A 7241-nucleotide genomic window follows, 5' to 3' on the forward strand; every position below is an offset into this window, starting at 1 on the left:
CATTATCAGAACTTTCTTATTTTTTTGTTTGACATTCTAAATATATTGAAATTCAGCATCTTTTTTATATAATAAGTTCTGATTATTTTTACGGTCGTAATATGCAGGGTATAGAATATATTCTGTATCAATTTGGAGATAAGGCTGTAATGTTTGTATTTGCTCAATAGTCCTTTTCGTAAATTTGGATATCTTAATGATTTTTCTGATTGCATTTGACCTCCTGTTTCTAAAGAGAAACTGCTCAGTGGAAGTTTCTAGTATTTGTCCAATAAAGCACATAGGTTGTATTCTGTTTCCCACATTCTTGACTGTTGAACTCTGTACCAATTCTTCAGGCCGTTGCGTAACTCCCATTCCAATAACACCGGGCATATCAAATTGTCAATTCTTTATTACTTGGCATTTTTTAGAAGATGTTACGTTGGCATATAGTTTTGAGCTTGTATGAAAAATGACATTTACTACTAATGAATCAACTTTACATAACATAACCATATTTTGCATCGGAAATATGAGATAATTTTCCTTTTTTATTGTATCTTTGTATTTGATAGGCATGGAATTTTCATAATGCATGAGTTTAACCATCCATAATATTAATGAATGATTCCACTTACGTGCTGTATCTTAACATTTTAATATTTATTTAAAACTCTAACTTAAGTATAAATTACTTCTATTTTTTGTTTTATGAGTTCTAATTTTAAAACACCTCTTTCTGTATATGTCTTGTATGACAAGGATAATACTAAAGGTAGCGAAACATATGAGAAAATTTACCATCTTCTGTGTCGTAATTCAAGTAGGCCTTTTGAAGATGGGCTTGATATACCAGTGTTCTTTCGAACGGATATGGCCAATCAAATTCCCCCGATAGATATAAACTTCAGTAATAAAACTATTGCAATATTATTGGTTGATGACAATATGTATTGTAATACTATATGGGATGAGTATATAAAAGAATTATTAGTAAAAGAAGACAATGGGGCACTAAAAATATTTGCCGTCAAACTATCCAAGTATGCTTTCGACATAAACCCACTTCTTCAAGAAGAACAGTTTATTTGTTTGAAAAATGAGAATATTGAAACTGATTGGCATGAATTTCAAATAAGACTTTATGATAACATTTTACGCTATTTAAAGTCTTATAAAGTTGGGCAAAAGCTAAAATTATTCATTAGCCATTCTAAAAAGGATAAAGATCATTTAGGTGAATCTACGGCAATTTCTTTAAGAGATTATTTGCGTTCAGATACTAAACTCGATTCTTTCTTCGATGTTAATGATATTTTGGATGGTCATCAATTTGCCCAACAGATTCAGTCAGGTATAGCTTCATCCTTATTAGTTATCATAGAATCTGATACATATTCAGAAAGAGAATGGTGTCGAATTGAAGCTATCTCTGGTAAGAAAAATAATGTACCTTCAATATTAGTAAATGTATTGAATGGAGTTTCTTCTCGAACATTCCCGTATTTGGGTAATATGCCAAAGATTAGATTTAATGGCAAATGGGATGACGTAATTATCTTGCTTCTACGTACTGCGTTAGACCAATATTATGAGAAAGAATATCTTGAGCAATTGGTAATGAAGTGCGATTTGCAAAATACTTCTATTCTTCCTGTTCCTCCGGAATTAATGAATTTAATTAATATTGAAGATAATATAAAATCAATACTCTATCCTGAACCACCGTTAGGTCGTGAAGAGTTGGAGGTTTTGAATAAAAATGGTAAGATTACAAGTTTTGTTACTCCGAGTCAGTTATATTCAAATATGAATAAGATACAGGATAAGAAAATCGCAATTTCTATTTCGGAAACTCCGGAGGCTTTAACTAAAGGAATCGGCAAAGCCATGTTTGATGATTTATCTGTTGAAATAGCTCGTCATCTGCTTGTTACTGGAGCTAAATTGGTGTATGGAGGTGATCTTAGAATTGGTGGTTTCACAAAACTTTTATGCGATCTTTCATGTCAGTATGGCATAAAAGAAAAGTCTGATCCAAGTACAATCTATTTCACAAATTATTTTGCTTGGCCTATATTTAATAGGCTCTCAAAATCTGACATCGCTGAATTTAAATACGACCGTGTGGAAATAGTAAAAACAGAAATACCCAAAGGTGTAGGTGAGGAGGATAAGGGGAAGTTCTTTGAGCCAACTACGCCAAGCAAAATGTTTCTTTGGGCAAATTCTTTATCTATTATGCGTAAAGAAATGGAAGAGAATGTTAATGCACGTATCGTTTTGGGTGGCAAAATTGTCAATTTTAAGGGGCGTATGGCCGGAATATTTGAAGAGGCGATTTGTGCTATACAGAAAAAACATCCAATTTATTTATTAGGAGGATTTGGTGGAGCTTCTGCACAAATAGTGAAACTAATGAAAGGTGAAACTACGGCAGAAAAACTATTTGAAGAAGCAAAAACCAATGAGGATTATAAAAAATTAATTGAATATTGCCAAATGAGTTGTCTGCCAACGATAAATTACGATGAACTAAAGAAATTCGAAAATAAGGATTATCAGGTTCTTAGAAATGGACTTGATAAAGATGAAAATGAAATTTTATTCAACTCTATTAATATTCCCGAGATAATATCATTGATTCTCAAGGGTATTAATAAAGCTTTTAACTATTAATATAAATTATGCATAAAGTATTTGTAAGTTTTCATCATGCCAATGACCAGAAATATAAAGAAGGTTTGGTTAGTTGGGCTGAAAAAAATAAAGTATTCATTGATGGCTCTGTTGACATGGGCGAGATTCCAGAAGATTGGGACGACCAAAAGATACGCGAATATATACGCGACGAGCATTTGAAGGATACAACCGTAACCATTTTACTTGTAGGAACTGAAACAAAAAATCGCAAGCATATTGATTGGGAGTTATATTCAAGTATGTACGATGGTACGGTGAATAAGAAGTCCGGCATTATTGTGATATTACTACCATCTGTTAAAAGCGAATATTATACATGCGCTCATAGTAGTGAGAAAACGTTCTACCCAGAGACGACACAATGGATGTCTATTGATAGCCGAGAAGAGTATCATAGGCGTTATCCATACTTACCGGAACGCATCATTGATAATTTGCTCGAACCCAATGCCTTTATATCTGTAATCAATTGGGATAAGCTAACACCAGATATTTTGAGACAGATGATTGATAATGCATATAATAGTCGTGCCACTTGCACTTATGATTTATCAAGGCCAATGCGTAAAAAAAATGGATAAGTAGAATAATAGATTATGGCATTAAATAGATTTTATTTAACCGAAAATTCCATTGCACAAAGAAGTGGTTTATGTATATTCATAAGTCACCAAAAAAGAGATGCGGACACTGCTAAAAAAATAGCAGACTATTTTATTACTTCTGGTATTGATGTCTATTTTGATGAATATGATACAAAAATAGACAGAACGAGACCTTACTCGGTTGTAAGTGCAATTAAAACAGGTATCAGAAACAGCACGCACATGTTATGTCTTTTATCCCAAAATGCATTGGATTCAAAATGGATCCCTTGGGAAGTTGGATATGGATATGATAGAACAACTGTTGTAGGGTTAACATTAAAAGAAATATCACAATCAGTCTTACCCGAGTATCTTCAAATCGTTCCAATTCTAAGAGGTACAAAATCGTTGAATAACTTTATTTCTAATGTGTTAAAACGAGATGAATCAACGCTTATAAATGAGAGGAAATTATTTGCCGCATATCAATCTCAGCATCCTTTAGACTCTGTTCTTAATTGGGAACTGTAACATAACTTCCAGCAGGTATAATACCTTGCTGGAAGTTTATATAATATACCAAACAGTACTTGTATATCTTAATCGGGTAAGAGGAAAACGAAGAAGTAAAATTTCTCCTACTCAATTTGTTTTTGTAAGTCCTAAAAGTATTTCAAGATTTGCTTTTCCTTCCTCTGTCTTCCACTTTTTTCTCATTTTCTTTTGATTTTCGCCTTCAAGGGTTTCCAAAGCTTTTTCTTCTTGTTTTGTGGTTATATCAAGATATACCATTGTGGTTTGAATACTTTCATGCCCAAGTAAGTATGAGATTTGGGCTATGTTCATCCCGTTTTCAAGCCAGTGTGAAGCTTTGGCATGCCTAAATTGATGGGCATGTAAATCCATAGGAACATCTTGGCACCTTTCATGAGCCATTGTGGCATATTTTTTCAGCATCTTGTTCACGTTTTCAGCGGACATCGGGACATATATGCCTTTGCTCTTAGAACAGAAAAGTAATGCATTTGCATCATTCTGTTTCGGATGGTATTTGATAAGATACCTTTTCAAGCATTGTGCTGGCTTGGCCAAAAGAGGAATCGGACGTTTCTTTCTTCCTTTGCCAATGACTATTATGTGAGGTTTTACACAGTCTATAACAATATTGCTAATTTTCAGAGTCAGAAGCTCGTTGATGCGCACAGCGGTGGAATATAAGAGAAGCATCAGAGTGTAATCACGAAAGCCTATAGTACTCCCTTGATTAGGCATGGACAACAATACATCAACAGCCTGTTTACTGAGCCCGATGACCTTTCTTTTAGAGTTTTTCTCATTTGGAACATTTTCCGCTTGTAAGAAAACAGACATATAGGATATATCTCTAAACGACAAATATTTCAGAAAAACACGCAAAGCTGACAATCTTACATTACATGTTGCTGGACTGCAACCCCTATTTTCCTTTAACCAAATGATCCACTCCATTATATATTCCATACAGAAACATTCTGCGCTTAATGTTTCTGGTGTAGTGCCTTTTATGACTCTGAGGAATTCTACATAGAGTTTCACGGAGATCTTATAATTTCTCTTTGTGTGAGGACTGCATGCCTTGATTGAAGGGACATAGTGTTCGAGCCAGTCATGCAGATAATCAGCTATCTGCATTGCTTGCGGATTAATCTTCTTTTTCATCTGTCTTTAATTTTAATAATTGATTCTCTGTATATTCCATTATATCAGAAATCGCTGGGGTCAAGGAATAATAAGCCAGCGTGCTCTCTATTTGCCGGTGTCCCATGCTCTTGCTTAAAGCCAACAACTTGTCATGGATGGTAAATCCTTGGTGTGTCCAGCTGTTTATGTTTTCTATGGCATAGTTGTGTCTTAGCTCATATGGGATAGCGTAGGATGAATTGCAACTTTGCCACAACACCCGAAAATGATACGTAACCCAAACAGAAGGGTGAGACTTGTCATCCGGTGTCGGAAAGAACACTTTGCGGTGCGGTACTAACCTAGATATATTCTCGTCGTAAGTACGCATTAGAGCCAACATTGTATTATGGAGAACGACATAATGTTGGTCATGCCCTTTACTTCGCTTGATGGAAATTACGCCATTTTCAAGGTTTACATCATCACGTTCCAGCAGGATGGCTTCGGTTGTCCTCATCCCAGAACTGTACAATAAGCGAAAGAATACTGGCAGTGTCATGCGTTGGATTGTGGCGAGACGGCCACGTCTTGGCTTTGTGTTGTCGCAAGCATTGAAGAAGCGTTTCAATTCATCATATGTGAAAGGATGCGGCGTATAAGTTCTTGGCACAGACCTTGGCACTTTTGGCAGGGCTATTTTTGTCATTCCACGTTTGTTCATGTATTTGATGAAGTCCAGAATAGGATATACACGTGACACGCAAGAGTTTGTGCATTCAGATGGACGTTGCCTGCACCATCTGTCCACGATTTCTTGGGATAGTTCGATCTGTCCGGGATATTCCCTCGCACAAAAATGGTCAAATAGTATTACGTTCTTGATATAGCTGTGGCTGTCACGCCCGGAAGCCTTGCGGTATTTTACGTATCCTTCTATCGCGTTGGAAAGGAATGAAGTCGTTTTCATCTGCCAAACACCTCCTTTCCAACCGGGAATCCCTCGATGCTTAGCGAACACTCTTTCAGGTGTTTGAATTCCGCACTGAGATAGCGGTCGAGAGAGCTTGGGGACGAATGGCCAAGGGTGGCACTTATAACAGGCTGTTGCACACCGCCCTGCAACAGGGATGTCGCTACATGGTGGCGAAACAGGTGCATGCTCTTTCTTTCATTTTCACCTTGCCTTATTCCTGCTTTGTACATGACTTTTGAGCATATGGCATCAAGATTGCTTGTGTGGAGTCTTCTGTGTGGCACGTGTACTGTGAGAAAAACATATGGTTCCGGGCATTGGGGACGCTCTTTGAGCAGGTAATCAAAGACAGCATTCCCGACTACGGCGCGAAGCGGCAATGTAAGGGGCTGTCCCGTTTTTGCCTGTGTGATTTTTATAAGGTCGTGTTCCCAATCGAAGTTCTCAAGCGTGAGAGCTGAGATGTCACACCCACGCAATCCCGTGTACATGGCCAAGGTTATGATGGCTTTGTCCTGCAGGGATATTGTGCCGTCGTGCTCCAAGGTATGCCTGATGGCCGTCAGTTCTTGCTCTGTAAGGTATTGAATGTTCTTACGCATGTTGGGTATGGCCGGCAGATATGCGATTATACGTTCAACGGATTTGCCATAGTAAGGCAAACAGGCTTTCAGCCCATACTCCACCGAATATTTGAGCGAATGGCCCATCTTCTGTTTTTCGTCTTTGGAAAACACTTCCAACACCGCATCCTCTGTTATTGATTCGAATGAATACACACCCATTTCCTGTAACCGGAAGAAGAACGAAGATAGCGCATACTTCACGTTTGTTGAAAATTTGCAACGCCTGTCTACCACGTTGAAAGCCATGTCCGTTACATTCCTGTATTCTTCGCCAAGCAATTCGTAATGGTGAGGTTTGATGTAGTGTTTGCATCCGTCGGGTAATAATCCATTCTCGATATATTGGCAGATTACACGTAACAGGCGTACCTTGTTTCTGCAAGTATACTTGTTGGACCACAATTCTTTTAGTGTCGGTTCAACATCGGCGAGACTCTTCCATTTGTAATGTTCGGAATTGCCCGATAACCACTCAGCCATTTTCTTCACATAGTCTATGTACATGGCTGAATAACCTGTGTCTTGTAAATAAGAAACAAGCCCTTTGACTTTTTCATTCAGATTAAATATGTCCATAATCGCATCTTGTTTGAATGTTATTCTACAATTATAGACGGAATATAATCAGAACTGATTAAGACTCAAAACAAATGATTGCTAAACAATTGAATAATTTTATCGGAAATTCCTAAAAGTTCTGATAATGGC

6 protein-coding genes are annotated in these 7241 nt (G+C 37.0%); 3 read left to right on the plus strand and 3 right to left on the minus strand.

The features are described 5' to 3' along the window. The first annotated feature begins 693 nt into the window (after positions 1–693). The 3 genes from KTG12_RS20650 to KTG12_RS20660 are packed head-to-tail and all read left to right on the plus strand — an operon-like array spanning position 694 to position 3803. Entirely contained in the window at positions 694–2661 is a 1968-nt protein-coding gene (locus KTG12_RS20650) for a TIR domain-containing protein (protein ID WP_015532697.1), read from the plus strand. An 8-nt stretch (positions 2662–2669) separates the two neighbouring features. Beyond that, entirely contained in the window at positions 2670–3266 is a 597-nt protein-coding gene (locus tag KTG12_RS20655; RefSeq protein ID WP_008655066.1) for a TIR domain-containing protein, read from the plus strand. Positions 3267–3281: 15 nt separating this feature from the next. Beyond that, complete coding sequence (locus KTG12_RS20660) at positions 3282–3803, plus strand: toll/interleukin-1 receptor domain-containing protein (protein ID WP_009017581.1); 522 nt, start codon at positions 3282–3284, stop codon at positions 3801–3803. A 111-nt stretch (positions 3804–3914) separates the two neighbouring features. On the opposite strand, the gene KTG12_RS20665 is transcribed toward KTG12_RS20660, so the two are convergent. The 3 genes from KTG12_RS20665 to KTG12_RS20675 are packed head-to-tail and all read right to left on the minus strand — an operon-like array spanning position 3915 to position 7109. Then, positions 3915–4970, minus strand: coding sequence for a tyrosine-type recombinase/integrase (locus KTG12_RS20665; protein WP_015532696.1), 1056 nt, complete (start codon positions 4968–4970; stop codon positions 3915–3917). Next, positions 4954–5901, minus strand: a complete 948-nt coding sequence (locus KTG12_RS20670; RefSeq protein WP_015532695.1) for a tyrosine-type recombinase/integrase — start codon at positions 5899–5901, stop codon at positions 4954–4956. Before KTG12_RS20670 ends, KTG12_RS20665 begins: the two co-directional genes overlap by 17 nt. Continuing rightward, positions 5898–7109, minus strand: a complete 1212-nt coding sequence (locus tag KTG12_RS20675) for a tyrosine-type recombinase/integrase (protein WP_015532694.1) — start codon at positions 7107–7109, stop codon at positions 5898–5900. The genes KTG12_RS20670 and KTG12_RS20675 overlap by 4 nt, the downstream gene beginning before the upstream one ends. Between the last annotated feature and the right edge of the window lie 132 nt (positions 7110–7241).

It is taken from the genome of Parabacteroides sp. MSK.9.14, from assembly GCF_019041495.1.
Taxonomy (GTDB): domain Bacteria; phylum Bacteroidota; class Bacteroidia; order Bacteroidales; family Tannerellaceae; genus Parabacteroides; species Parabacteroides merdae.